Below are 25,950 nucleotides of genomic sequence, written 5' to 3' on the forward strand. Positions count from 1 at the left end.
GAGCGGCGCCTCCGGGTGCGCACCGCGGCAGGGCCCGTGGCCGCACGCCCGCTCCATCGGGGCGGACGTGTCATCCTTGTGCGCTGATCTTCCATTCGAGGACCGTCGCAATGCAGAGCTACCTGTGGATCAAGTCCGCGCACATCGTGCTGGTGATGGCCTGGGTGGCCGCCGCCTTCTTCCTGCCGCGGATCCTGATCAACATCGTCGAGGACGGCGGCGACGGCCCGGTGCGTCAGCGCCTGCTGCTGATGGGCCGCCGGCTGTACCGCTTCGGGCACGTGATGTTCGGCCTGGCGGTGGTCGCGGGGCTGGTGCTCTGGCTGGGCTACCGGGTGATCCCCGACTTCCCGACCATGGTCGGCAGCGGCACCGGCTGGCTGCACGCCAAGCTGCTCCTGGTGGCGGTGATGTTCGCGCTGTACATCGTCGACGGCCGCCAGCTCAAGGGCGTTGCCCGCGGCGGCGGCCTGCCCTCGACGAAGGCGCTGCGTATCCGCAACGAGCTGCCGGTGCTGATCCTGCTGGTGATCGTGTGGCTGGTGCTGGCGAAGCCGTTCTGATGCGCATGCCTGGCCAGGCCGCACCCGGGCCTCGGGAAAGCCCTATACCGGGGCGCCGGCGGCGCTGCTAGGCTCGGGATCCGTCGTGGCATGTCATGGAGGACGCCTTGAGAACCAGCATCGTCGTGGCCGCGCTGATCGTGGCTTTCCTTGCGCTGCCCGTCCGGGCCGCGTCGAACGCTGATCCGGTCGAGCCCGCCTTCCCGTCCGAGCTGCAGGGAGTCTGGGATGTGCATCCCTGGCCGTGTTCGGCGAGCGAACCGTCGGACAGCGACATGCGCTTCCTGATCGAAGACGGCAAACGGCGCAACTACGAAGACGACGACACCTTGGCGTCCATCGAACAGATCGCCGATGCTCCCCGCGCTTGGCGAGTCGTATCAACGTCCAGCCTTGACCCGGAGCGGGCGCACCTCGAAGCGCGCATCTATGTGCTCGCAGGAGGCACGTTGACCGTTGCAGATGACCAGCGGACCGAGGTCTACGTCCGCTGCGAATGAACCCGGTCGAGACAGGGACGTCCGATGCTTGCAGACAACCCGACGCCTTATCGCGTCACCCAGTACGCGTACCCGGATCCGGGAAGGCCACCAAGGAATATCGGGGTTACGGATCTGGCGAGCCTCGTCAACCATCATCCGTATGCCAATCGCAACGCGAGGTTCGAGGATGGCGTGCCGCTGGACGTGGAGCACAAGCACAATCGCTCGTATGCGCTCGTCGGGGGTGAGCTCCAGGAAGTCCAGACGCTGCGGACAGACCGCAAGTACCGCTCCCTGGCCCCGCACCAGGTCCTGCTCATCAAGGACTTCATCCTCGACGACCCTGCGATGAAGGACAGCCGGCGCGTCGACGTGCCGGCGCCGGTGTCGGGCGTCATCGGGCGCGTGGATGCGCCCAACGGTGTGGTCGACATCCTCGATCCGGGTGACCGTTCGCTGGTTGCCCGCATCCGGCACCTGGGTCCGATCGCCGTGGAGGTAGGCGAGCACGTGACCTACGGCCAGTCGCTCGGCACGCAGAACAACATCGGCCTGCCGCGCAATGCCGGCAAGCACGTCCACATCGAAATGGACACGCGCTACTACTGCGAGTTCGACGGCTATGTGCGCGACCTGGTGGAAGGCCGCCTGCCGGTCGAGGCCGAGCACCGCGCCGGCGTCACACCGCGACCGGTGGTGGATGACGGGGTGCTGCGCGTAGGCGAATCCGGCGAGCGCATCGCCATGGTGCAGCGTGCCCTGGTGGCCGGAGGCTACCGGGAGGTCGGCGGCGCGCCGGTCACCGTCGACGGGGTGTACCGGCTGTCGATGCAGGGCGCGGTGCTCGCCTTCCAGGTGGACCAGGGCCTGGAGCCCACCGCCGACATCGATCCCCCGACCTGGCGCGCGTCGCTCGATGTCGCACTCGGCACGCCGGTACTGCCGGCCCCGGTCTTCGACGAAGGCGGCCGGGTGCCGCCGTCACGGAGCGGCTTACGCCTGCTCGACCAGATCCGCAGCCACATCCGGCGCCTCGAATCGGAGGGCGCGGGGGCGCACGACGCGGACGGCGAGCTGGTGGCGCTGGCGCTCGCCGGTCGCGCCGCGGCGCAGCGGCTGGCCTCGGCCGACCATGTGCTGCTCGTCCCGGGGCGGGACGGCGCCGGGCAATCGCCGGGCGTGCTCGTCGTGCAGGGGCGACTGGACGATCCGGCGCAACGTCGGGTCTGGATGGCCCTCGACGAGAGCGGTGCGGTGCCGCCGCGGGAGTCGCTGCGTGCGCTGCAGGCGCTGGATCCGCGGCTCGACGGTCCCGGCCTCGTGGCCCGCGGTCCAGCGATGCCGGCCGACCCGGTGCGCGCCGCCCACGGCATCTGAGCCGGAGCGGCCCCGCGCCAGCCTGCCGGCCGGACGCTTACCTCGCAGGCACCTCCGGCAGCTCCACCGGCACGCCGGATGCATCGCAGCCGCCCGTCGCGCACAGCCGCTCGCGCAGCTTCGGCGTGGCCTGCACGATCACGTGGTAGATCACGTTCTGCTCCAGCGTGCCGCGGAAGGCCGTGCTGCCCGGGCCGCGCGCCCAGATGCCGACATCGTCGCCGCCATGGGTTTCCGACCCCAGCGGCACCAGCGCCTCCTGCATGTAGTCGGGATGCGTGGTGTCGACGTCGGTCAGGTCGGGGCGGCCCACTGCCGGCTGCGCCTGCTTCAGGTCGTGGTAGTGGCGCTTCGGCCCCGCGGGCTGGTCGTTGCTGGCGCCGGCGTAGCCCGGCCCGTTGGCATAGCTGAGGGTGGTGTAGGGCAGGCCGAGGGCGTCGCGTGCCGGGCCCTCGCCGTACTCGCGCACCTTGCCGAGGATCGGGTTGCCGCGGCGCGGGTAGCCGGAAAAGCTGAGCACGTGCGAGTGATCGGCAGTGACCACGATCAGCGTGTCCTCGGCCGAGGTCATCTCCACCGCCGCCTCCACCGCGCGCGACATCGCCGCGGTCTCGTCGAGCGCGCGGTAGGCGTTGCCTTCGTGGTTGGCGTGGTCGATGCGGGCTCCTTCCACCAGCAGCACGTAGCCGTCCTCGCTGTTCGACAGCGATTCGATCGCGAAGCGGGTCATGGCCTCGAGGTCGGGTTCGCCTTCGGGGCCGCGGTCGCGGTCGTGCTCGTACTGCATGTGGCTGGCCTCGAACAGGCCGAGCACCGGCGAGGCGCCGCGCGCCGCTTCGAACTGCGTGGTGGTGTGGACGAACTCGCCCGCAGGATTGAGCGCCCGCCATTCGGCGATCAGGTTGCGGCCGTCGCCCCGCTTGCCGCGCACGCCGGGCATGACCTCTTCGGCGGGCAGGAACTCGCGCGCGCCGCCTGCCAGCACCACCTGCGGGCCGCCGGTGTCGCGCACGAAGTCGATGAACTGGCTGGCGATGTCGGTGCAGCCCGCCGCCTTCGCGGCGTCGGGCGTGGAGGCGTCGCTTTCCCAGTTGCGGTTCGGCACGTGCGCGTACAGCGCGGCCGGCGTGGCGTGGGTCAGGCGCGCGGTGGTGACGATGCCCGTGGCCATGCCGGCATCGGCGGCGAGCGCCAGCCAGCTCTGCACGCGCTTGCCGCGGGACTCCGCGCAATCATTCATGGCGCCTGCGCTGACGCCGATCGCGCCGATGTGGCTCTTCACGCCCGACGCCATCGCGGTCATGGTGCCCGCGGAGTCGGGCGTCTGCGCGTTGGTGTTGTAGGTGCGCGAGAAGGCGGTGGCGGGGAAGTGCTCCCAGGACAGCAGGTTCTCCTCGCCGGAGCCGCCATCCCGCTGGCCGGCGTAGATCCGCGCAGCGGCCACCGTGGTCAGGCTCATGCCGTCGCCCACGAACAGGATCACGTTCTTCGCGCGGCCGGCGGTCGCCCCGTTGGCGGCGGCGTGGGCGGCGCCGCTGCGGTACCACCACTGTGCGGTCTCGCCCTCGGGGCGCTGGATCGCCGGCATCTCGACGCGGATGGCGACGGGCGTCGCGGCGACAGAGGGTTCCGCTGCGGCGGTGCCGGCGGGCTGGGTGGCACAGGCGGTGGCGAGGCAGGCGCCCAGCACGGTCAGCGCGTGCCGGATCGGGAGGCGGTTGCAGGTCATGGAGGTCCCGTGTGGGCGGAAGTCGTGAACGCGACATTATGGCGCCCCGCAGTGTCCTGGCCATGACACCCGTCGCCCCGGGGAGCGGCAGCATCCCGATAGCGGTACCGTGGCGTTCCGCTTCCGCCGTCGCCGCCGCCCGGCGGCATGGGCTAAGGTGCGGCATTGCCGTTTCAGTGGACGCCGATGAAGTCCTTCACCGCCTGGTTCAAGATCCCGTTCTGGCAGCGGGTGGCCGCGGGCTTCGTGCTCGGCGCGATCGCGGGCTGGCTGCTGGGGCCGGCGGCGGAGACGTGGTTCGGGCCCCTGGGCACGGTCTACGTCAACCTGATCAAGATGATCGCCATCCCGCTGGTGTTCTTCGCGGTGGTCAGCGCCGTGGGTTCGCTGGCCGGGCAGCGCTCGATCGCGGCGCTCGCGGCACGGACCTTCATCTGGTTCGCCATCACCGCGGTGCTGGCGGTGGCCGTCGGCCTGGCCTTCGGGCTGGTGCTGAAGCCGGGCGTGGGCGTGGACGCGGCCAGCCTGCAGGTGGCCGAGACCTACCGCCAGCGCGACGTGCCCGGCCCGCTGGACGTGCTGATCAACATCGTACCCGAGAACCCGGTGCGCGCCCTGGCCGCGCTGGGCGCCGGCAGCACCGAGGACGGGCAGCGGGTGATCGTGCCCAGCAACTTCACCATCCTGCAGGTGATCTTCTTCGCGGGCCTGGTCGGCTTCGCGCTGGTGCGGCTGGGGGAGAAGACGGCGGGCCTGCGTTCGCTGATGGACCAGTCGCGCGAGATGATGATCCAGGTCACCCGCTTCGTGCTGGAGGCCACGCCCGTGGGCACCTTCGGCCTGATCGCGGCGCTGGTGGGGACCTACGGCTTCGAGCAGCTGATCCCGCTGGGCAAGTTCGTGATCGCGCTGTACCTGGCCTGCGCCTTCCACATCCTGGTGGTCTACACCGGCCTGCTGCTGGCGCACGGGCTGAACCCGCTGAAGTTCTTCCGCGGCGCGGCGCCGGCGATGCAGATCGGCTTCGTGGCCTCGTCGAGCTTCGCGGCGCTGCCGCTGTCGCTGACCTCGGCCACGCACAACCTCGGCGTCGACAAGGACTACGCCAGCTTCGCGGTGCCGCTGGGCGCAAGCATCAAGATGGACGGCTGCGGCGCGATCTACCCGGCGCTGGGCGCGGTGTTCATCGCCCAGTTCATGGGCATCGAGCTGTCGGCGGGGCAGTACTTCCTGATCGCGCTGGCCTCGGTGCTGGGCAGCTTCGGCACCGCCGGCGTGCCGGGCACGGCGGTGATCATGGCGACCGTGGTGATCAGCGCCGCCGGCCTGCCGCTGGAGGCGATCGGCATCCTCTACGCCATCGACCGCATCCTCGACATGATGCGCACCATGACCAACGTCACCGGCCAGGTGCTGGTGCCGGTGCTGGTGGCGAAGGAGACCGGGCTGCTCGACCGCGAGGTGTACGAGCGCGCGTCGAGCAACGTCGGGGTGGAGGAAGGCGAGGAGTCCCCGACCTCCCCATAGACGCAGCCGTAGGAGCAGCTGCGACCAGACCCGCACGGGCCCCGCAATCGCAGCCGTAGGAGCAGCTACAGCTGCGACCGGACCTCGCACGGAACCCGCAATCTCAGCCGTAGGAGCAGCTACAGCTGCGACCGGACCTCGCACGGAACCCGCAGTCGCAGCTGTAGCTGCTCCTACACGGTGTTGTGGGGTTGCGTGGGCCGGGGTCGCCCGATGCGGATGTTCATGACTTCCGGCCTCCCACGCCGGCCCCGCGCCGCGCTACTGTCGGCACCTGTCCACAAAGGGAGATGGGGGACTCATGAAACTTCTCTGGCCCGCGGCGTGGCTGTCCACGCTGCTGATCGCGGCTCCGGCCTTTGCCGCCGACGCCGACCGCTGGAACATCCCGGTCGCCACGAAGACGCTCGACAACGGTCTCACCGTGGTCGTATCCGAAGACCGCAGCGCGCCGGTGGTCGGCGTCAGCGTGGTCTACGGCATCGGCATGCGGCTCGAGCCGCGCAACCGCACCGGCTTCGCGCACCTGTTCGAGCACCTGATGTTCGAAGGCTCGGCCAACGCGCCCGAGGGCGTGTTCGACCGCGTGATCACCGGCGGCGGCGGGCGCAACAACGGCTCGACCCGCGCCGACTTCACCAACTACATCGAGATCGCGCCGTCGTCGGCGATCGAGCCGATCCTCTGGCTCGAGGCCGACCGCATGCGCATGCTCGACTTCAGCGAGTCGACGCTGAAGAACCAGCAGGACGTGGTCAAGGAAGAGATCCGCAACAACGTGCAGAACCAGCCCTACGGCGGCTTCATGTGGATCGATATCGGCATGCAGGCCTTCCAGAAGTGGGAGAACAACCACGACGGCTACGGCAGCTTCGAGGATCTCGAGGCGGCGTCGCTGGACGACGTGAAGGCCTTCCACCGCGACTACTACGGCCCCAACAACGCGATCCTGTCGCTGGCCGGCGACATCTCGCCGGCCGAGGGCTTTGCGCTGGCGGATAAGTACTTCGGCGACATCGCGCGGCGCCCGACGCCGCCGGCGCCGGACTTCACAGAAGGCCTGAACACGCAGGAAAAGCGCATCCAGCAGGGCGACAAGCTGGCCCAGGTGCCGGCGATCGCCGCCGCCTGGAAGATGCCCGACCGCGGCAGCCCCGACCAGGCGCCGATGGCGGTGCTCGGTGCGCTGCTCGCCAACGGCGACGCCTCGCGCCTGTACCAGGGCCTGGTGAAGGGCCGCGAGCTCGCGCTCAACGTCGATTCGCTCTACGGCCTGACCAGCGAGTGGGAGTACGACGGCCCGACGCTGTTCACCGTGTTCGCGCTGTACAAGCCGACCACCGATGCCGACGCCGTGCTTGCGGCGATCGACGAGGAAATCGCCAAGGTCGTGGCCGAGGGCGTGGACGATGCCACGCTGGCGCGGGTCAAGACCCGCATGCTGGCCGACTGGTACAACGGCCTGGAGTCCTTCATTTCCCGCGCCGACGCGCTGGCCAAGCTGCAGCTGATGTGGGATGACGCCGAAGTGGTCAACCGCATCCCCGGCTGGATCGAGGCGGTGGATTCCGCCGACGTGCAGCGCGCCGCGCGCACCTACCTCACGCGCGAGAACCGCACGGTGATCGACCGCAAGCCCGAAGCCATGCTGCAGGCCGCGGCCGCCGGGCCCGGCCCCGATGCCGCCGCGACCCAGGACTGAGGACACGACCATGACGATCTTCAAGCACACCCTGCTCGCCCTGGCCGTCTCCGCGCTGTCCTGCGGCGCCGCCGTCGCCGGCCCCGCCGCCGAGCTTCCCAAGGATCTGCCGCCCTACGCCGCCGACAAGCCGCTGCCGGTGCCCGACATCGCGAAGAAGACCCTGGCCAACGGCCTCGAGGTCTGGGTGGTGCCGCGCGACGGCATCCCGCGCGTGGACTACGTGCTGGCGGTGCGCAACGCCGGTTACGTCGCCGACGCCGCCGACGCGCCCGGCTTCGCCTCGCTGCTGGCGGGGCTGCTCGCCGAAGGCACGGCGAACCGTGATTCCCGCCAGATCGCCGAGTTCGCCCAGGCCCAGGGCGGCAGCGTCGGCGCCTCGGTGAGCAGCGACGGCGCGCTGGTGTACGGCAACGCGCTGGCCGCCAACGCCGGGCCGATGCTGTCGCTGCTGGCCGAGGTCGCGCGCACGCCGTCCTTCCCCGAGGGCGAAGTGAAGCTGGCCCAGGCCAACGCACTGCAGGCGCTCAAGGCCGCCGAGGCCCAGCCCGGCTTCCGCGCCAACCGCGCCCTGCTGTCGGCGGTCTACGGCGACCATCCCTACGCACGCACGCAGCAGACCGAGGCCTCGATCATGGCGGTGACGCCCGAGGCCCTGCGCAGCGAGCATGCGCGCCGCTTCCATCCCGACCGCGCGCTGCTGGTCGTCGCCGGCCGCATCGAGGCCGACGACGCCTTCCGCTTCGCCGAGCAGGCCTTCGGCGACTGGAGGGCATCCGGCGCCGAGGTCCCGCCGACTCCGGCTGCACGCACGGAGGCCGCGCCGCAGCGGTTGCTGCTGCAGCGCGACGGCAGCGTGCAGTCGACGCTGCGCCTGGCCAGCCCCGCGGTGGCCGCCACCGATCCCGATGCGATCCCGCTGCAGCTTGCCGGCACCGTGCTCGGCGGCAGCTTCTCCAGCCGGGTGATGCAGAACCTGCGCGAGGAGAAGGGCTATACCTACGGCGCCCGCGCCGGCGCCACGTCTTCGGCGCAGGGTGGCTATGTGAGCGGTTCGGCCGACGTGCGCAACGAGGTCACCGGTGCATCGCTGACGGAGTTCTTCAAGGAATACGAGCGGATCGGCACCGAGCCGGTGCCGGCCGCCGAACTGGACGACACCAAGCGATACGTCGCCGGCGGCTACCTGATCGGCAACCAGATGCAGGCCGCCGTGGCGGCGACCCTGGCCAGCAACTGGCTGGTGGGCCTGCCGCCCGAGTACCTGGGCGAGTTCGTGCCGAAGGTGCGCGCCGTCGACGCCGGCCAGGTGCGGGCGATGGCCGCGAAGTACTTCGCTCCTGAGCGACAGAGCATCATCGTGGTCGGCGACGGCGCCGCCATCGCCGGGCAGCTCGCGGAGTGGGGCGAGTTCAGAACGGTCGAGTGACCGTCCGGGCGCGCGCCGCAGGGGCGACGCGCGTCGGGCTCAGGCGGCCGCGGGCACCGCGCGCGGCCGGTTGAGCCACCAGGCGAACCCGGCCGCGGTGAAGAACATCAGCAGGCTGTAGACCGCCGCGGGGATCGCCATCGCCGCATTGCCGAGCACGTTGAGCGCGATGAAGATCGCCAGCGTGCCGTTGTGGATGCCGATCTCCATCGAGATCGCGATCGCCTGCGGCCGCGGCAGGCGCAGCGCCAGCGGCACGGCGTAGCCGCTGCCCAGGCTGGCCAGGTTGAACAGCAGGCAGGCCAGGCCCACGGTCGCCAGCGAGGACAGCAGCACCTGCCAGGATTGCGCGACCGCCGCCGTGACCAGGAGCGCCAGCACCAGCACCGAGAGCAGGCGCAGCGGTTTCGCCGAGGCGGCCGCGAAGCCGGGCGCGAAGCGCCGCACCGCCATGCCCGCGGCTACCGGCAGCAGGATGATCGCGGCGACTTCCACCACCTTGGCCACCGGCGGCGGCACGTACTGGCCGGCGCCCATGAAGTGCTCGAGCGACAGGTCAAGGATCAGCGGCAGGGTCAGCAGGCAGAGAAGGCTGTTGATCGCCGTCAGGGTGATGTTGAGGGCGACGTCGCCGCGCGCGAGGTGGCTGTAGATGTTGGCGGTGGCGCCGCCGGGCGAGGCCGCCAGCAGCATCAGCCCGACCGCAAGCTCGGGGCGCAGCCCGAAGCCCAGGGCCAGCGCGAAGGCCACCCAGGGCAGGAACAGGGTCTGCAGCGCCAGGCCGGCCAGCGTGGCCGCGGGATAGCGGGCGACGCGGCGGAAGTCCTCAAGGGTCAGGCCCATCCCCAGCCCGAGCATGATCACGCCCAGGGCCAGCGGCAGCAGGACGTTGGTGAGCAGCGAAGCCTGCATGGGCGTGCGTCCGGTGGCGTGGTCCGCCGAGCTTGGGGCGGGGGCGCATCCGGTGCACGCCGCGGCGCAGCGCGGTCGGGGATGGCATCGCGGCGACGCGGGCGCCGGATGCAGGAAGGCCGCCCGGAGGCGGCCTTCAGCTCACGCGTGCGGCGGCCGGGCCGGCGCCCTCAGCTGCCCAGGCCCTCGACGCGGCGCGCCTGCAGGAAGCGGTTGGCCCAGTAGCCGGTGTCCAGGCGCGAGACGGTCACGTCGCGGCCGCTGCGCGGCGCGTGCACGAACTGGCCGTCGCCGACGTAGATGCCGACGTGGTCGACGCGGGTGCCGCGACGGCCGAAGAACACCAGGTCGCCGGCGGTGAGCGCGGCGCGCTCGACCTTCTCGCCGTTGCTGGCCATCTCGCGCGAGACGCGCGGCAGCTCGATGCCCAGGGTGGTGCGGAACACGTAGTTGACCAGGCCCGAGCAGTCGAAGCCCGAGTCGGGCGAGGTGCCGCCCCAGCGGTAGGGCGTGCCGAGCAGGCCCATCGCCCGCTGCAGCAGGGCCTGGATGCGGCCGGTCGGCGCCTTGTCGCCGGCCGCCAGGGCCTGGCTGGCCTCGATCAGCTGGTTCACGTCGGCGGCGCTGAGCATCGTGCGCTCGGGCGCGAGCGCGCTGCCCACCAGGGCCTGGCTGGTCGAGCCGGCGACCATCTGGTCGGCCGAATCGGCGGCCATCAGGGGGGCGGCGAAGGCCGGAGATCCGGCGAGCAGCAGGACGCTGGCGATGACGAGGGCGCGGACCCGGGAGGGTGCGCGGCGACGTTCTGGCAGGTCGGAATCGGTCACGCGGTCTTCACTGTTTTTGCAGCAGGCGTGATGGTGCCGTAGAGAAGAGCCCTGTTTGTTAACTTTTCATCAGCGTTGCGTGAAGAAAAATGTGATGCGGGTCACAAGTTCAACGCAGCACGCGCTTCGAGCCGCTGTAGTGGCGGCGCCAGTAAGAACTGTCGAGATGATCCAGCCGAACCGTGCCGCCCGTGCTCGGGGCGTGGACGAAGCGGCCTTCGCCGACATAGATGCCGACGTGGGTGACGTTGCCGCCGCTGCCGAAGAACACCAGGTCGGCGGTGGCCAGCTGCTGCGGCTCGATCCTCGGCCCCTGGTAGGCGGCCAGGTCGCGGGAGGTGCGCGGCAGCTTCAGGTCGAGCATGTCGCGGTAGACGTAGTTCACCAGGCCCGAGCAGTCGAAGCCGCCCTCGGGCGTGTTGCCGCCATAGCGGTAGGGCGTGCCGACCAGGCTGATGGCGCGCATCAGCACGGCGTTGGCCGAGGCCGGATCGGCGGGGACCACCTGCGGCCAGGCGCGCTGGCCGACGGGCTCGGTGCGCGGCGGCGCCGGGCGGACGTCGTCGCGGTCGCGGCCGCAGCCGGCAACGACGGCGGCGAGGACGACGGCGAGGACGACGGCCATTGGCGCGCGGAGGCCGGTATCCGGATAATGCGTGGTCTTGCCCATCGGCCGGCATGTTGGCCGAGCCGGCGACCTCCTTACAAGCGGCCACGCGCCGCGCCACCGGATCCCCAGCCCATGAAGATCGAGAAAGACCGCGTCGTCCGCTTCCATTACACCGTGTCCGAAGGCGGCGAGCCGGTGGAAACCTCGAAGGACCGCGGCGAGCCGCTGGCGATCCTGATGGGCCACGGCAACATCATCCCCGGCCTGGAAAAGGCGATGGAAGGCCGCGAGGCCGGCGACAGCTTCTCCGCTGACGTGCCCTCGGCCGAGGCCTACGGCGAGCGCCGCGAGGGCATGGTCCAGCGCGTGCCGAAGAAGCACTTCGGCGGCCAGAAGCTCGCCGTCGGCGACCAGGTGGTGCTGCAGACCAACTTCGGCCCGCGCGCGGTCACCGTGCAGAAGGTCGGCATGAGCGTGGTCGACGTCGACCTGAACCACCCGATGGCCGGCAAGGACCTGCACTTCGACATCGAGATCGTGGACGTGCGCGAGGCGCAGCAGGCCGAGATCGACCACGGCCACGTGCACGGCGACGGCGGCCATGACCACGGCCATGCCGACGCTGACGCCAGCGCCGAAGCCGAAGACGACGCCGGCAAGGCCGGCTGATTTCGGCCACCGGCGGCGGACTCCCTGCAATGGATGAACGCATCGATGTGGTGGTGGTGGGCGGCGGCGTCATCGGCCTGTGCACCGCGCTCTCGCTGGTCGAGGCCGGGCGCAGCGTGCGCCTGCTCGAGGCCAGGACGCTCGGCAGCGGCAGCTCGCACGGCAACTGCGGCACGCTGACGCCCAGCCATGCCTTCCCGCTGGCGGCGCCGGGCACCATCGGTCGCGCGCTGCGCTGGATGCTCACCCCCGACGCGCCGTTCTACGTCGCGCCGCGCCTGGACCCGCGCCTGTGGCAGTGGCTGCTGGGCTTCGCGAGCCGCTGCAACGCGCGCGACTGGAAGACGGCGATGACCGCCAAGGCCGGCCTGCTCAACGACTCGATCCAGGTCTTCCCCGACTGGGTGGCGCGTTATGCGCCCGGCTCGGAGTTCAGCCAGGAAGGCACCGACTACGTGTTCCGCGACGCTCGCGAGCTCGAGATCGCCGCGCGCGACCTGCCGCACCTGGCGGAGCTGGGGGTGCACGGCCAGCTCATCGACGGCGCCGAGTACGAGCGTCAGGACCCCGCCTTCAAGCCCGGCCTGAAGGGCGCGCTGCACTTCCCCGGCGACGCCCATCTGCGCCCCGACCGCTATGTCAGCGGCATGGCCGACGCCCTGCGTGCGCTGGGCGGCCTGATCGACGAGGGCTGGGACGTCACCGCCATCGACGAGGATGCCGACGGCGTCGTGGTGCATGGCAGCCACGGCAGCGTGCGTGCGCGCGAGGTCGTGCTGGCCACCGGCGCCTGGTCGACCACGCTGATGCGTTCGGCCGGCCTGCGCGCGGTGCCGGTGCAGCCGGGCAAGGGCTATTCGATCACCTACGACCGTCCGGCCCTGGTGCCGAAGCGGCCGGTGATCCTGCACGAGCCCAGCGTTTGCGTGACGGTCTGGGACAGCGGCTACCGCCTGGGCAGCACGATGGAGATGTCGGGCTACAGCACCGACCTCAATCCGCGCAGGCTGGCGGCGCTGGAGCGCGGTGCGGCGGAGTTCCTGCACGATCCGGTGGGCCAGGTGAAGCACGAGACCTGGTACGGCTGGCGCCCGCTGAGCGTGGACGACGTGCCGATCATCGGCCGCGTGCCGGGCCGGCGCCGCAGCTGGATCGCGACCGGCCACGGCATGATGGGCGTCAGCATGAGCCCGGCCACCGGGCAGCTGGTGGCCGACATGATCACCGGCCGCGCGCCGCGGATCGATCCCGCGCCCTATTCCCCGGAGCGCTTCCGGTGAGCGCGGCCCGTCGCCTCCACGTCGACCTCGCCGTGGTGGGTGGCGGGTCCGGCGGGCTTGCGGCCGCCTTCCGCGCCGCCGGCCACGGCGCGCGCGTCGCGCTGCTGGAGCCGGGCGAGCTCGGCGGCACCTGCGTCAACGTCGGCTGCGTGCCGAAGAAGGCGATGTGGCTGGCCGCCGACCTCGGCGCCCGGCTCGGCCATGCGAAGGCGCTGGGCTTCCCGGTGGAGCCGGCCTGCCCGGACTGGGCGCAGCTGGTCGCCAGCCGCCAGGGCTACATCGCCAACATCCATGCCAGCTACCGCCGCCGCCTCGACGAGGCCGGCATCGTTCTGCTGCCCGCGCGCGGGCGGCTGGCCGGGAACGGCCGCGTCGACTGCGACGACGGCACCCAGGTCGAGGCGGAGCACATCCTGCTCGCCACCGGCGGGCGCCCGGTGCGGCCGGACATCCCCGGCGCGGAGCTGGGCATCGATTCCGACGGTTTCTTCGCGCTTTCGGCGGCGCCGGCGCGCGTGGCGATCATCGGCGGCGGCTACATCGGCGTGGAGCTGGCCGGCGTGCTGCAGTCGCTGGGCAGCCAGGTCGAACTGTTCGCGCGCGGCGGCGACCTGCTCAAGGGCTTCGATGTCGACGTGGTGGAGCGCCTGCGCGGCAACATGCACCAGGCCGGCATCGCATTGCATTTCGGCTATTCGCTGGCGGCGCTGGAGCCGGGCGCGGGTGGCGGCGTGCGCCTGCGCGAGCGGGGCGGTGATGCCGGCAATCCCTTCGACGCGGTGATCTTCGCCACCGGACGGCGGCCGAACACCGACGGCCTCGGCCTGGAGGCCGCCGGCGTGCGCACCGCGGATGACGGGCACATCGAAGTGGACGCCTGCCAGGCCACCGGCGCGGAGCGGATCTACGCCGTCGGCGACGTCACCGGCCGCCTCGCGCTGACGCCGGTCGCGATCGCGGAAGGACGGCGCCTGATGGATCGCCTGTTCGGCGGCGATCCGGACGCGCGCGTCGACCACGACCAGGTGCCGACGGTGGTGTTCTCGCATCCGCCGCTGGGCAAGGTCGGGCTGACCGAGGCCGAGGCACGCGAACGCTTCGGCACGGACGCGGTCAGCTGCCACCGCACCACGTTCCGGCCGATGCTGCACGCGCTGGCCGACGTGCAGCAGCACAGCATGTTCAAGGCGGTGTGCGTGGGCGAGGAGAAGCGCGTGGTCGGCCTGCACCTGGTGGGCGAGGCCGCCGACGAGATCCTGCAGGGCTTCGCGGTGGCCGTGAAGATGGGCGCCACGCTCGCCGACTTCCACGCCACCGTCGCCATCCATCCCACCAGCGCCGAAGAGATCGTGCTGTTGCGCTGAGCGGTTAGGATCGGGGGATGGACATCTTCACTCTCCACCGCGGCACCCGGCCGCTGCTCGTCAGCCTGCCGCACGACGGCACCGTCATTCCCGAGGCCATGCGCCCGCGCCTGGTCGAAAGCGCGCGCCGGGTCCCCGACACCGACTGGCACGTCGCGCGGCTGTACGACTTCGCGCGCGGGCTCGGCGCCTCGGTGCTGGTGCCCACGCACTCGCGCTACGTGGTCGACCTCAACCGCAGCGAGGACGACACCTCGCTGTATCCCGGGCAGAACACCACCGGTCTGTGCCCGGTGCGGCAGTTCGACGGCAGCCCGGTGTACCTGGACGGGCAGGAGCCGACGGAGGGCGAAGTGCGGGCGCGGGTGGAGGCGTACTGGCGGCCCTACCACGACGCGCTGGCCGGCGAGCTTGACCGCCTGCGCGCGGAGCATGGGCGCGTGCTGCTGTGGGAGGGCCATTCGATCCGCGGCGAGCTGCCGTGGCTGTTCCCGGGGCGGCTGCCCGACCTCAACCTCGGCACCGCCGGTGGCGCGAGCTGCTCGCCCGAGCTGGCCGAACGCCTGGCGCGCGCACTGGCGCAGCAGGACGGCTACGACTGGGTCGCCAACGGCCGCTTCAAGGGCGGCCACATCACCCGCCACTACGGTCGCCCGGAACTTGGCGTGGAGGCGGTGCAGCTGGAGATCGCCCAGCGCTGCTACATGGACGAGGCGACGTTCGAGTGGGATGCGGGGAAGGCCGGGCAGCTGCAGCCGGTGCTGCACGCGCTGCTGGAGGCGGCGCTGCACGCCTGACCCCTGCAACACCCCCGCACCTGCCGCCCCCCGCACCTGTCGCACCCCGCACCTGCCGCACCCCTGCATCCCTGCCGCACAACACCTGCCGCACACCTGTAGGAGCAGCTACAGCTGCGACCACGGCGACCCGGGACCCTGGCGCCTCCGGGACCCTGGTCGCAGCTGTAGCTGCTCCTACAGATATGGTTCGGCCAGATATGGTTTGACCAGATGTGTTTCGGCCAGATGTGTTTCGGCCAGGTGCAGGGCGGTCGGCGGTTGCCGGGCAGCCGCGCTCAGACCTCCAGCGTGGCCAGGTCGCCCTTTTCCTCCAGCCAGGCCTTGCGGTCGGAGGCGCGCTTCTTCGCCAGCAGCATGTCCATCAGCGAGCGCGTCTGGTCGGCGTCGTCCACGGTCAACTGCACCAGGCGGCGGGTGTCGGGGTGGATGGTCGACTCGCGCAGCTGCGGCGGGTTCATCTCGCCCAGGCCCTTGAATCGGGTCACGTTCACCTGGCCCTTGAGCTTCTCGCGCTGGATCTTCTCCAGCAGCAGGCGCTTCTCTTCTTCGTCGAGCGCGTAGAACACCTGCTTGCCCACGTCCACGCGGTACAGCGGCGGCATCGCCACGAACACGTGGCCGGCACGGACGAGTGCCGGGAAGTGGCGCAGGAACAGCGCCGCCAGCAGGGTGGCGATGTGCAGGCCGTCGGAGTCGGCGTCGGCCAGGATCACCACCTTGCCGTAGCGCAGGCCGGAGATGTCGTCCTTGCCCGGATCGCAGCCGATGGCGATGGCGAGGTTGTGCACCTCCTCGCTGGCCAGCACGCTGCCCGAGGCCACTTCCCAGGTGTTCAGGATCTTGCCGCGCAGCGGCATGATCGCCTGGAAGTCCTTGTCGCGGGCCTGCTTGGCGCTGCCGCCGGCGGAGTCGCCCTCGACCAGGAACAGTTCGGTGCGCGACAGGTCCTGGCTGATGCAGTCGGCCAGCTTGCCGGGCAGCGCCGGGCCCTGGGTGACCTTCTTGCGGACGATCTGCTTCTCGGTCTTCAGCCGCGCGCTGGCGCGGTCGATCGCCAGCTGCGCGATCTTCTCGCCGAGCTCGACGTGGCTGTTGAGCCACAGCGTGAACGCGTCCTCGGCCGCGCCCTCGATGAAGCCCGCGGCCTGGCGCGAGCTCAGGCGCTCCTTGGTCTGACCGCTGAACTGCGGGTCGCTCATCTTCAGGCTGAGCACGAAGCTGACCCGGTCCCAGACATCCTCCGGTGCCAGCTTCACGCCGCGCGGCAGCAGGCTGCGGAACTCGCAGAACTTGCGCAGCGCGTCGGTGAAGCCGGACCTCAATCCGTTGACGTGGGTGCCGTGCTGCGCCGTCGGGATCAGGTTGACGTAGCTCTCCTGCACCAGCTCGCCGTCCGGGATCCACGCGGCCGCCCAGTCCACCATCTCGGTGTCCTTCTTCAGGCTGCCCAGGAACAGCTCCGGCGGCAGCGGCTCGCGGCCGGCGAGCTCGCCGGCGAGGTAGTCGCGCAGGCCGTCGGCGTAGTGCCACTCGTGGCGCTCGCCGCTGGCCTCGTCGAACAGGGTGACGGTCAGGCCCGGGGCCAGCACGGCCTTGGCGCGGAGCAGGTGGCGCAGGTGGCGGATCGCGAATTTCGGGCTGTCGAAATACTTCGGATCCGGCCAGAAGCGCAGGCGGGTGCCGGTGTTGCGCTTGCCCACCGTGCCCACGACCTCGAGCGGGCTGGCGACGTCGCCGTCGCGGAAGGCCATGCGGTATTCGCTGCCGTCGCGCTTGATATGGACCTCGACCAGGGTCGAGAGCGCGTTGACCACGCTCACGCCCACGCCGTGCAGGCCGCCGGAGAAGGCGTAGTTGCGGTTGTTGAACTTGCCGCCCGCGTGCAGGCGCGTGAGGATCAGCTCGACGCCCGGGACCTTCTCCTCGGGGTGGATGTCCACCGGCATGCCGCGGCCGTCGTCGGAAACCTCGCAGCTGCCGTCCTTGTGGAGCGTCACCGCGATCGCGCGCGCATGGCCGGCCAGGGCCTCGTCTACGGCGTTGTCGATGACTTCCTGGGCCAGGTGGTTGGGCCGGGCGGTGTCGGTGTACATGCCGGGCCGGCGCTTGACGGGGTCCAGGCCGGAGAGGACTTCGATGTCGGCGGCGTCGTAGCGGGAGCTCATCGGCGGGTCTGGCAGGGCGTTGGCGGGGGGAAGCCGACCAGAATGGCGGCCGGGCAGGGTGGGGTCAAGGCGGGGTTTGACCGCGGTCAATGGCCGGGGGCGCCGCCCGGGCGAGCATGCGGCGCCACCGCAAAGGAGCCTTCCCCATGACCGCTTCGACCGACGCCTACGCCGATCTCCACCAGAGCTACGGCCGCTGCCTGCGCGACCGCGACTTCATCGGCCGCTTCTACGAGGTGTTCCTGGCCAGCAACCCGGACGTGCCGCCGCTGTTCGCGCACACCGACTTCAACAAGCAGCGGATGGCGCTGCGCAAGGGCATCACCATGGCCATCTTCCACGCCGGGGGCAGCCGGGTGGTGGACCGCGGGATCGACGAGATGGGCGCGGTGCATGCCCGCGACGGGCGCTGCCCGGTGCCGGCGGCGCTGTATGGCGACTGGATCGCGAGCCTGCTGGAAGTGGTCGAGGCCACCGATCCGGAGGCGACGCCCGAGCTGATGGCGCGCTGGCGCGAGGCCATGGGCGTGGTGGTCGAGACCTTCAGGGCCCGTGACGAGGTGGTCGCGGCGCCGCAGACGCCGGCGCAGGAGGGCGCGCGCGGCCTGTTCTCGCGGGTGATGCAGGGGCTGCGGCCGCAGCAGGCCTGAATCCGGGCGCATCGCCGGGCGCGTGCGGCCTGTCAAGCGGTCGCCCCGGTCACCGCCAGCCGGTAGACTATGGCTTTCCTGCGGCAGCCTGACCATGACTCCCCTGATCTTCGTCACCGGCGGCGTGGTGTCCTCGCTTGGCAAGGGCATCTCGGCGGCATCGCTGGCGGCCATCCTCGAAGCCCGCGGCCTGCGGGTGACGATGATGAAGCTCGACCCCTACATCAACGTCGACCCGGGCACGATGAGCCCGTTCCAGCACGGCGAGGTCTACGTCACCGACGACGGCGCCGAGACCGACCTGGACCTCGGCCACTACGAGCGCTACGTCAACGTGCGCCTGTCGGGGAAGAACTCGATCACCACCGGCAAGATCTACGAGCACGTGATCCGCAAGGAGCGCCGCGGCGACTACCTGGGCGCCACCGTGCAGGTGATCCCGCACATCACCGACGAGATCAAGCGCTGCATCGACGTGGCCACCCACGGCTTCGACGTCGGCCTGGTCGAGATCGGCGGCACAGTGGGCGACATCGAGTCGCTGCCCTTCCTCGAGGCCATCCGCCAGATCCGCACCGAGCGCGGCCCCGACAAGGCCATCTTCATGCACCTCACGCTGGTGCCCTACATCGCGGCCGCCGGCGAGCTCAAGACCAAGCCCACCCAGCACTCGGTGAAGGAGCTGCGCTCGATCGGCATCCAGCCCGACGTGCTGCTGTGCCGCAGCGAGCAGCCGCTGCCCGACAGCGAGCGCCGCAAGATCGCGCTGTTCACCAACGTGTCCGAGAAGGCGGTGATCTCGCTCGTCGACCTCGACAACATCTACAAGATCCCCGCCTGGCTGCAGACCCAGGGCCTGGACGCGTTCGTGGTCGAGCGCCTGCGCCTGGCCGACAAGGCCGCGGCCGTGGCCGACCTGTCGGAATGGCAGGCGGTGGTGGAGGCGACGCAGCATCCGATCGACGAGGTCACGATCGCGGTGGTGGGCAAGTACGTCGACCACAAGGACGCCTACAAGTCGGTGGCCGAGGCCCTGCGCCACGGCGGCATCCGCCAGCACACCCGGGTGAACCTGAAGTGGCTGGAATCGCAGGACATCGAGCGCGACGGCGCCGCGGCCACCCTGGTCGGCGTCGATGGCGTGCTGGTGCCCGGCGGCTTCGGCGACCGCGGCTTCGAGGGCAAGGTGCTGACCGCGAAGCACGCGCGCGAGGCCGGCCTGCCGTACTTCGGCATCTGCTATGGCATGCAGGCGGCGGTGGTCGATTTCGCCCGCCACGTGGCGGGGCTCGAGGGCGCCAACAGCACCGAGAACGACCGCCAGACGCCGCATCCGGTGATCGGCCTGATCACCGAGTGGCGCACCAAGACCGGCGAGGTCGAGCGCCGCGGCGAGGACAGCGATCTCGGCGGCACCATGCGCCTGGGCCTGCAGGAGCAGCGCCTGAAGCCGGGCACCCGGGCCCGCGCGATCTACGGCAGCGACGTGGTGGCCGAACGCCACCGTCACCGCTACGAGTTCAACAACCGCTACCGCACCCAGCTGGAAGACGCCGGCCTGGTGATCAGCGCCAAGTCGATGGACGACCTGCTGGTGGAAATGGTCGAACTGCCCGACCACCCCTGGTTCATCGCCTGCCAGGCGCACCCCGAGTTCCTGTCGACCCCGCGCAGCGGCCACCCCCTCTTCATCGGCTTCGTCCGCGCCGCGCGCGAGCGCAAGGCCGGCGGGAAGCTGCTGAAGGAAGCGAGCGCGTGAGCATTTTCTGGCCACGGATTCACGCGGATTACGCGGATCAGTCTGTTGGCTTCTTCAGCCATTCCGCAAGAAGCATGGCCTCCATGCCTGCCTTGTCGCAGCGGGGTGCCTGTGTGCGATCTGCTTTCATCCGCGTGATCCGCGTAAATCCGTGGCAAAAAAGGCTTTCAAAATGAACCTCTGTGGCTTCGAAGTCGGCCTGGACCGGCCGTTTTTCCTGATCGCCGGGCCCTGCGTGGTCGAGAGCGAGCAGTTGCAGCTCGACGTGGCCGGGCAGCTGAAGGAGATCACGTCGGCGCTGGGCATCAACTTCATCTTCAAGTCGAGCTTCGACAAGGCCAACCGCACCTCGGGCACCGCGTTCCGCGGGCCGGGGATGGAGGAAGGCCTGCGCGTGCTGGGCGAGGTGAAGCGGCAGATCGGCGTGCCGGTGCTGACCGACGTGCACGAGTACACCCCGATGGACGAGGTGGCCTCGGTGGTCGACGTGCTGCAGACGCCGGCCTTCCTCGTGCGCCAGACCGACTTCATCCGCAAGGTGTGCGCGGCCGGCAAGCCGGTCAACATCAAGAAGGGCCAGTTCCTGTCGCCGTGGGACATGAAGCCCGTCGTCGAGAAGGCGAAGTCCACCGGCAACGAGCAGATCATGGTCTGCGAGCGCGGCGCCAGCTTCGGTTACAACAACCTGGTCAGCGACATGCGCAGCCTCGCGGTGATGCGCGACACCGGCTGCCCGGTGGTGTTCGACGCCACCCATTCCGTGCAGCTGCCGGGCGGGCAGGGCACCTCCAGCGGCGGCCAGCGCGAATTCGTGCCGGTGCTGGCCCGCGCCGCGATCGCCGTGGGCGTGGCGGGCGTGTTCATGGAAACCCACCCCGACCCGGCCAAGGCGCTCAGTGACGGCCCGAATGCCTGGCCGCTGCCGAAGATGCGCGCCCTGCTCGAAACCATGCTCGAACTCGACGCGGTCACCAAGCGCGGTGGCTTCCTCGAGAGTGATGTCTGAAAAGCCTTGCCACGGATGAACGCGGATGACACGGATTTGCACGGATAGAGCGAAAGCAATTCATTTGTAGGAGCAGCTATAGCTGCGACTGCTGGATTTCCGGGCCATCCGGTCGCAGCTGTAGCTGCTCCTGCAGGGGGCAACACAAGGTACTTCTGCTCTATCCGTGTAAATCCGCGTGATCCGCGTAATCCGTGGCAAAAAAGCTCTTCCCCGCACTCCCACCTACAAAGCGACAAAGCGAAACCATGACCGATATCGCCAGAATCCATGCCCGTGAAATCCTCGACAGCCGTGGCAATCCCACGCTCGAAGCCGAGGTGACCCTCGCCGATGGCGCGTTCGGACGGGCCATGGTGCCCTCGGGCGCCTCGACCGGTACCCGCGAGGCAGTGGAACTGCGCGACGGCGACAAGACACGCTACCTGGGCAAGGGCGTGACGCAGGCCGTGGCCAACGTCAACGGCGCCATCGCCGATGCACTGAAGGGCTTCGATGCCGCCGACCAGGCGGGCCTGGACAAGCGCCTGATCGACCTCGACGGCACCGACAACAAGGGCCGCCTGGGCGCGAACGCGCTGCTGGGCGTGTCGATGGCCGCCGCGCACGCGGTGGCGTCGTCGCGACGCATTCCGCTGTGGCAGCTGCTGGCCGGCGACCGCGCGCCGGTGCTGCCGGTGCCGATGATGAACATCATCAACGGCGGCGCCCACGCCGACAACAACGTCGACCTGCAGGAATTCATGGTGCTGCCGGTGGGCTTCGACTCGTTCTCCGAAAGCCTGCGCGCGGGCACCGAGATCTTTCACGCGCTGAAGTCGGTGCTGAAGGGCCACGGCCTCTCCACCGCAGTCGGCGACGAGGGCGGCTTCGCCCCCGACCTGCGCAGCAACGTCGAGGCGCTCGACACCATTCTCGAGGCGATCTCCAAGGCCGGCTACCGCGCCGGCGACGACGTGCTGCTGGGCCTGGACGTGGCGTCGAGCGAGTTCCACGACAACGGCAAGTACCACCTGGTCGGCGAGGGCAAGCGCCTGTCGGCGGAGCAGTTCACCGACTTCCTCGCCTCCTGGTGCGACCAGTATCCGATCGTCACCATCGAGGACGGCATGGCCGAGGCCGACTGGGACGGCTGGAAGCTGCTGACGCAGCGCCTGGGCGACCGCGTGCAGCTGGTCGGCGACGACCTGTTCGTCACCAACCCGTCGATCTTCCGCCAGGGCATCGACAGCGGCACCGCCAACGCGATCCTGATCAAGGTCAACCAGATCGGCACCCTGACCGAGACCCTCGAGGCGATCGCGATGGCCGACAAGGCCGGCTACGCCGCGGTGGTCTCGCACCGCTCCGGCGAGACCGAGGACACCACCATCGCCGACATCGCGGTGGCGACCACGGCCACCCAGATCAAGACCGGCTCGCTGTGCCGCAGCGACCGCGTGGCCAAGTACAACCAGCTGCTGCGCATCGAGGAGTCGCTGGGTGCCGCTGCGCGCTTTGCCGGCCGCGACGCCTTCGTCTCGCTGAAGCGCTGACGGACGCTGTGATGCGCATGCTGCGGATCGTGCTGGTGGTGCTGGTCGCGCTGCTGGCGTGGCTGCAGTACCGGCTGTGGTTCGGCAGCGGCGGCAACCACGAGGTCGCCGCCCTGCAGGAACAGGTCGAGCAGCAGGTGCGCCAGAACGAGGGGCTGCGCGACCGCAACGCGGCGCTGGCCGCCGAAGTCGCCGACCTCAAGTCGGGCGAGGCGGCGATCGAGGAGCGCGCACGCGCGGAGCTGGGCATGATCCGGCCGGGCGAGGTCTTCTACCGGGTGGTGGACCGCGCGCAGCCTGCCACGCCGGCGCCGGCGGTGGACACGGAGGAAGAGGCACAGTGAGTTCGAACGGTTCCATCCGCGTGCAGGCCTTCGTCCCGTGACCTGGGTGGTGGTTCCCGCCGCCGGTCGCGGCGCGCGCTTCGGCGGCGATATGCCCAAGCAGTACCTGCAGGTCGCCGGCGAGCCGCTGATCGCGCACAGCCTGCGCGCCCTGTTCGCGCACCCGGGCGTCAAGGGCGCGGTGGTGGCGCTGGCCGAAGGCGACGCGCACTGGCAGGGCTGGAGCGACGGCAGCGGACGCCCCGTCATCGCCTGCACCGGCGGCGACAGCCGCGCCGCGTCGGTGCTGGCCGGCCTGGCCGCGCTGCCCGACGACGTGCGCGCCGATGCCTTCGTGCTGGTGCACGACGCCGCGCGTCCCAACCTGCGGCTGGCCGATCTCGCCGCGCTGCTCGAGCGCGGCCGCGAGGATCCGGTCGGCGCCATCCTCGCCACGCCGGTGCGCGACACGCTCAAGCGCGCCGGCGACGACGGCGGCATCGACGCCACCGAGCCCCGCGACCGCCTGTGGCGCGCGCAGACGCCGCAGCTCTTCCGCCGCCTGCAGCTGCGGCGTGCGCTCGAAGCCGCGGCCGCCGACGGCGTCGAGGTGACCGACGAGGCCATGGCCATGGAGCGCCTCGGACTGCGGCCCTTGCTGGTCGAGGGCGCCGAGGACAACCTCAAGGTGACCACGCCGGCCGACCTGGCGTATTTCGAATTCCTGCTGGAGAGGAGGGCGCGATGACCATCCGCATCGGCCACGGTTACGACGTCCATGCCTTCGGCGAAGGCGACCACGTGATGCTCGGCGGGGTGCGCGTGCCGCACTCCCGCGGCCTGGTCGCGCACAGCGACGGCGACGTCATCCTGCACGCGCTCTGCGACGCGATCCTGGGCGCGCTGGCGCTGGGCGACATCGGCGTGCACTTCCCGCCGTCGGACGAGCGCTGGAAGGGCGCCGACAGCCGCGCCCTGCTGCGCCACTGCGTGGCGCTGGCGGCGGAGCGCGGATGGAAGCCGGGCAACGTCGACGCCACGGTGATCTGCGAACGGCCGAAGGTCGGTCCGCACGCGCAGGCGATGCGCGAGGCGATCGCCGCCGACCTCGGCATCGCCCTGGATGCGGTGAGCGTCAAGGCCACCACCAGCGAACGCCTGGGCTTCATCGGCCGCGAGGAAGGCATCGCCGCGCAGGCGGTCTGCCTGCTCGTGGCGGTGTGAGCACCGGCACGGGCGCGTCCGTGCCCGGCGCCGCACCCGCAGGTCCGGGCGCAGCCTGGTCGGGGCCGGAGCCGGACGCCCTGCCGCGCGCGCACGGCGCGCCGGTCCTGTCCGGGAGAATCCGCGCGGTGGCGGAGGACTTCGACGTCACCGAGCTCGACGGTTTCGCCGCCAGCGGCGCCGGCGAACATCTGCTGCTGACGATCGAGAAGCGCGGCATGAACACCGCCTTCGTCGCGCGGCTGCTGGCGGAGTGGGCCGGCGTCGACGAGCGCGCGATCGGCTATGCCGGACTCAAGGACCGCCATGCGCTGACGCGGCAGCGCTTCAGCGTGCAGCTGCCGGGTCGCGAGGCTCCGGACGTCGCGGCGCTGGAGCGCGATGATGCGGCCAGCGGTCAGCGGCTACGCGTGCTCGACCAGGCGCGGCATGCGCGCAAGCTGCCGCGTGGCGCGCTGGCCGGCAACCGCTTCGTGCTGGTGCTGCGCGAGGTCGAAGGCGACCGCGATGCGATCGGGGCGCGGCTGCAGGCGATCGCCGCGCATGGCGTGCCCAATTATTTCGGCGAACAGCGCTTCGGCCACGGCCGCGGCAACGTCGACAAGGCGCGGCGCATGTTCGCCGGCCTGCGCGTGCGCAGGGACGAGCGCGCGCTGCTGCTGTCGGCGGCGCGCTCGGAGCTGTTCAACCGCGTGCTGGCGGCGCGCGTGGCCGGCGGCAGCTGGGACCGTCCGCTGGATGGCGACGCCTGGATGCTCGACGGCAGCCGCAGCGTGTTCGGCCCGGAGCCGTGGAGCGACGCGCTGGCGGCGCGCCTGGCGGCGTTCGACATCCACCCGAGCGCACCGCTGTGGGGGCGCGGCGAGCTGCGCAGCACGGGCGACGCGAAGGCGCTGGAGCTCGCCGCGCTGGCCGATCCCGCGAGCCTGGCGCTGAGGGCGGGCCTGGAAGGCGCGGGCCTGGCCCAGGAGCGACGTGCGACCCGACTGCGTCCCGATGGCCTGGCCTGGCAGTGGCTGGCGGAGGGCGTGCTGGAACTGCGCTTCTCGCTGCCTGCCGGCGCCTATGCGACCTCGGTGCTGGCCGAACTCGGCCCCACGCACGAATCCGGAACGCCGCGCCGGCCGTCCGTCGGAAACTGATCGGCGGCACTGGCCGGCGGCATGAGGCCATGAACAGGGTACGTCGGGCTGTCCTGATCGCGGCCGCTGCAATGGCGCTGTCCGCATGTGCCAGCAGTGGCGGCATGGCAATGGCTCCGGCCCCGGCGGACGATCGCGTGCAGGGCGAGCGCATCCTGACCGACGCGGAGTACGTGGCGAACGTCGAACGCGTCGCACGCGACCGCGGCGTTGTCGTGCAGTGGGTCAATCCGCCGCAGAAGCGCCTCGCTCCGGCCCTTGCGTCGCGCTGATCCCGTCAGCGCCTGGCCAGCAGCACGAGCACCGCGCCGGTCCCGCCCTGGGCGGGCGGCGCGGAATGGAAGGCCAGCACGTCGGAGCGCTGGCGCAGGATGCGGTCGACCACGTTCTTCAGCACCGGCAGGCTGTCGCTGGAGTTGAGGCCCTTGCCGTGCACCACGCGCACGCAGCCGAATCCGGCGTCGCGCGCCTCGGCCAGGAAGCGCCGCAGCAGCGTTTCGGCCGTGCCGGCGTCGACGTGGTGCAGGTCGAGTTCGTCCTGGGTGGCGTACAGCCCCTGTGACAGCCGCTTGAGCGTGCGCGGCGGCACCTGGTCGCGCCGGTGCGACAGCACGTCGCCGCGTTCGATCGAAAAGCCCTCGCCGCGCCCCAGGCGGAAATCCTCACGCGCCTGCGCCTCGTCGCGCTCGGCCATGCGCGCGCGCGGCCGCGGCCTGGGGCGCCCCGGCGGCGCCGGCGTGGCCGGCAGCGCGCGCACCGGGCCGACCGCGGCGCGGAACAGTGCTGCGTCGTCGTCGTCCCCGTCGCGTTTTCCACCTGGTCCGGCCATGCCGCAAGCCTAGCGCGGGGGACCGGTGCCGTCGCGTTCCGTTATC

The 25,950-nt window shown here is 70.8% G+C and carries 24 protein-coding genes and 1 pseudogene; 19 read left to right on the forward strand and 6 right to left on the reverse strand.

Annotation, left to right across the window (positions count from 1 at the left end; genetic code table 11):
* Positions 1 to 110: 110 nt before the first annotated feature.
* From IE168_RS00265 to IE168_RS00275, 3 genes are all read left to right on the forward strand, one after another.
* Positions 111 to 563, forward strand: a complete 453-nt coding sequence (locus IE168_RS00265; RefSeq protein WP_189494027.1) for a CopD family protein — start codon at positions 111 to 113, stop codon at positions 561 to 563.
* A gap of 107 nt (positions 564 to 670) precedes the next feature.
* On the forward strand, positions 671 to 1,063 hold the full coding sequence (locus IE168_RS00270; RefSeq protein ID WP_189494028.1) for a hypothetical protein: 393 nt from the start codon (positions 671 to 673) through the stop codon (positions 1,061 to 1,063).
* A gap of 24 nt (positions 1,064 to 1,087) precedes the next feature.
* The gene (locus tag IE168_RS00275) at positions 1,088 to 2,422 is read left to right on the forward strand and encodes a peptidoglycan-binding domain-containing protein (protein ID WP_189494029.1); all 1,335 of its coding nucleotides are present in this window, start codon (positions 1,088 to 1,090) and stop codon (positions 2,420 to 2,422) included.
* A 37-nt stretch (positions 2,423 to 2,459) separates the two neighbouring features.
* Here the strand turns inward: IE168_RS00275 and IE168_RS00280 are convergent, their stop codons facing one another.
* Positions 2,460 to 4,151 (reverse strand): alkaline phosphatase family protein, encoded by a 1,692-nt coding sequence (locus tag IE168_RS00280; protein ID WP_189494030.1) that lies wholly within the window; start codon positions 4,149 to 4,151, stop codon positions 2,460 to 2,462.
* Positions 4,152 to 4,337: 186 nt separating this feature from the next.
* Between IE168_RS00280 and IE168_RS00285 the strand changes: the two genes are divergently transcribed.
* The 3 genes from IE168_RS00285 (at position 4,338) to IE168_RS00295 (ending at position 8,809) form a co-directional block, all read left to right on the forward strand.
* Positions 4,338 to 5,678, forward strand: coding sequence for a dicarboxylate/amino acid:cation symporter (locus IE168_RS00285; RefSeq protein WP_189494031.1), 1,341 nt, complete (start codon positions 4,338 to 4,340; stop codon positions 5,676 to 5,678).
* A gap of 301 nt (positions 5,679 to 5,979) precedes the next feature.
* Positions 5,980 to 7,380 (forward strand): M16 family metallopeptidase, encoded by a 1,401-nt coding sequence (locus IE168_RS00290; protein ID WP_189494032.1) that lies wholly within the window; start codon positions 5,980 to 5,982, stop codon positions 7,378 to 7,380.
* 10 nt (positions 7,381 to 7,390) lie between these two features.
* The gene (locus IE168_RS00295) at positions 7,391 to 8,809 is read left to right on the forward strand and encodes a M16 family metallopeptidase (RefSeq protein WP_189494033.1); all 1,419 of its coding nucleotides are present in this window, start codon (positions 7,391 to 7,393) and stop codon (positions 8,807 to 8,809) included.
* 39 nt (positions 8,810 to 8,848) lie between these two features.
* On the opposite strand, the gene IE168_RS00300 is transcribed toward IE168_RS00295, so the two are convergent.
* The 3 genes from IE168_RS00300 to IE168_RS00310 form a co-directional block, all read right to left on the reverse strand.
* Positions 8,849 to 9,721, reverse strand: a complete 873-nt coding sequence (locus tag IE168_RS00300; RefSeq protein ID WP_189494034.1) for a bile acid:sodium symporter family protein — start codon at positions 9,719 to 9,721, stop codon at positions 8,849 to 8,851.
* A 170-nt stretch (positions 9,722 to 9,891) separates the two neighbouring features.
* Entirely contained in the window at positions 9,892 to 10,548 is a 657-nt protein-coding gene (locus IE168_RS00305) for a C40 family peptidase (RefSeq protein WP_229822965.1), read from the reverse strand.
* Positions 10,549 to 10,657: 109 nt separating this feature from the next.
* Positions 10,658 to 11,173 carry a C40 family peptidase gene (locus tag IE168_RS00310; RefSeq protein ID WP_189494035.1) on the reverse strand — a complete coding sequence of 172 codons (516 nt, stop codon included), beginning with the start codon at positions 11,171 to 11,173 and terminating at the stop codon, positions 10,658 to 10,660.
* Between the two features lie 117 nt (positions 11,174 to 11,290).
* Between IE168_RS00310 and IE168_RS00315 the strand changes: the two are divergent.
* The 4 genes and pseudogenes from IE168_RS00315 to hutG all read left to right on the forward strand — a co-directional run.
* Positions 11,291 to 11,767: pseudogene (locus IE168_RS00315) on the forward strand (FKBP-type peptidyl-prolyl cis-trans isomerase); the annotation flags it as partial.
* Between the two features lie 89 nt (positions 11,768 to 11,856).
* Positions 11,857 to 13,107 (forward strand): NAD(P)/FAD-dependent oxidoreductase, encoded by a 1,251-nt coding sequence (locus tag IE168_RS00320; RefSeq protein ID WP_189494037.1) that lies wholly within the window; start codon positions 11,857 to 11,859, stop codon positions 13,105 to 13,107.
* Positions 13,104 to 14,471, forward strand: a complete 1,368-nt coding sequence (gorA, locus tag IE168_RS00325) for a glutathione-disulfide reductase (protein ID WP_189494038.1) — start codon at positions 13,104 to 13,106, stop codon at positions 14,469 to 14,471. Before IE168_RS00320 ends, gorA begins: the two co-directional genes overlap by 4 nt.
* Positions 14,472 to 14,488: 17 nt before the next feature.
* Complete coding sequence (gene hutG / locus IE168_RS00330) at positions 14,489 to 15,268, forward strand: N-formylglutamate deformylase (protein ID WP_189494039.1); 780 nt, start codon at positions 14,489 to 14,491, stop codon at positions 15,266 to 15,268.
* 278 nt (positions 15,269 to 15,546) lie between these two features.
* Here the strand turns inward: hutG and parE are convergent, their stop codons facing one another.
* Positions 15,547 to 17,436 (reverse strand): DNA topoisomerase IV subunit B, encoded by a 1,890-nt coding sequence (gene parE, locus IE168_RS00335; protein ID WP_189494040.1) that lies wholly within the window; start codon positions 17,434 to 17,436, stop codon positions 15,547 to 15,549.
* 146 nt (positions 17,437 to 17,582) lie between these two features.
* On the opposite strand from parE, the gene IE168_RS00340 reads away from it, so the two are divergent.
* From IE168_RS00340 to IE168_RS00380, 9 genes are all read left to right on the forward strand, one after another.
* Positions 17,583 to 18,086: a globin gene (locus tag IE168_RS00340; protein ID WP_189494041.1), complete on the forward strand. Its 504-nt coding sequence runs from the start codon at positions 17,583 to 17,585 to the stop codon at positions 18,084 to 18,086.
* Between the two features lie 94 nt (positions 18,087 to 18,180).
* A complete protein-coding gene (gene pyrG, locus IE168_RS00345) occupies positions 18,181 to 19,845 on the forward strand; it encodes a CTP synthase (RefSeq protein WP_189494042.1) in 1,665 nt (554 codons plus the stop codon).
* A 172-nt stretch (positions 19,846 to 20,017) separates the two neighbouring features.
* Positions 20,018 to 20,851 (forward strand): 3-deoxy-8-phosphooctulonate synthase, encoded by an 834-nt coding sequence (kdsA, locus tag IE168_RS00350; RefSeq protein WP_189494043.1) that lies wholly within the window; start codon positions 20,018 to 20,020, stop codon positions 20,849 to 20,851.
* A gap of 248 nt (positions 20,852 to 21,099) precedes the next feature.
* Positions 21,100 to 22,386, forward strand: coding sequence for a phosphopyruvate hydratase (eno, locus tag IE168_RS00355; RefSeq protein ID WP_189494044.1), 1,287 nt, complete (start codon positions 21,100 to 21,102; stop codon positions 22,384 to 22,386).
* Positions 22,387 to 22,397: 11 nt separating this feature from the next.
* Positions 22,398 to 22,730 (forward strand): cell division protein FtsB, encoded by a 333-nt coding sequence (ftsB, locus tag IE168_RS00360; RefSeq protein ID WP_189494045.1) that lies wholly within the window; start codon positions 22,398 to 22,400, stop codon positions 22,728 to 22,730.
* Between the two features lie 37 nt (positions 22,731 to 22,767).
* The gene (gene ispD, locus IE168_RS00365) at positions 22,768 to 23,457 is read left to right on the forward strand and encodes a 2-C-methyl-D-erythritol 4-phosphate cytidylyltransferase (RefSeq protein WP_189494046.1); all 690 of its coding nucleotides are present in this window, start codon (positions 22,768 to 22,770) and stop codon (positions 23,455 to 23,457) included.
* Positions 23,454 to 23,933 (forward strand): 2-C-methyl-D-erythritol 2,4-cyclodiphosphate synthase, encoded by a 480-nt coding sequence (gene ispF, locus IE168_RS00370; protein ID WP_189494047.1) that lies wholly within the window; start codon positions 23,454 to 23,456, stop codon positions 23,931 to 23,933. The genes ispD and ispF overlap by 4 nt, the downstream gene beginning before the upstream one ends.
* Positions 23,934 to 24,013: 80 nt before the next feature.
* Positions 24,014 to 25,075, forward strand: coding sequence for a tRNA pseudouridine(13) synthase TruD (truD, locus tag IE168_RS00375; protein ID WP_189494503.1), 1,062 nt, complete (start codon positions 24,014 to 24,016; stop codon positions 25,073 to 25,075).
* A 104-nt stretch (positions 25,076 to 25,179) separates the two neighbouring features.
* Positions 25,180 to 25,347: a hypothetical protein gene (locus IE168_RS00380; RefSeq protein ID WP_189494048.1), complete on the forward strand. Its 168-nt coding sequence runs from the start codon at positions 25,180 to 25,182 to the stop codon at positions 25,345 to 25,347.
* A 5-nt stretch (positions 25,348 to 25,352) separates the two neighbouring features.
* Here IE168_RS00380 and IE168_RS00385 read toward each other — a convergent pair whose 3' ends face one another.
* Complete coding sequence (locus IE168_RS00385; protein ID WP_189494049.1) at positions 25,353 to 25,904, reverse strand: Smr/MutS family protein; 552 nt, start codon at positions 25,902 to 25,904, stop codon at positions 25,353 to 25,355.
* Positions 25,905 to 25,950 lie beyond the last annotated feature (46 nt).

The sequence above is a fragment of the Luteimonas padinae genome, assembly GCF_014652935.1.
GTDB classification, from domain to species: Bacteria; Pseudomonadota; Gammaproteobacteria; order Xanthomonadales; family Xanthomonadaceae; genus Luteimonas; species Luteimonas padinae.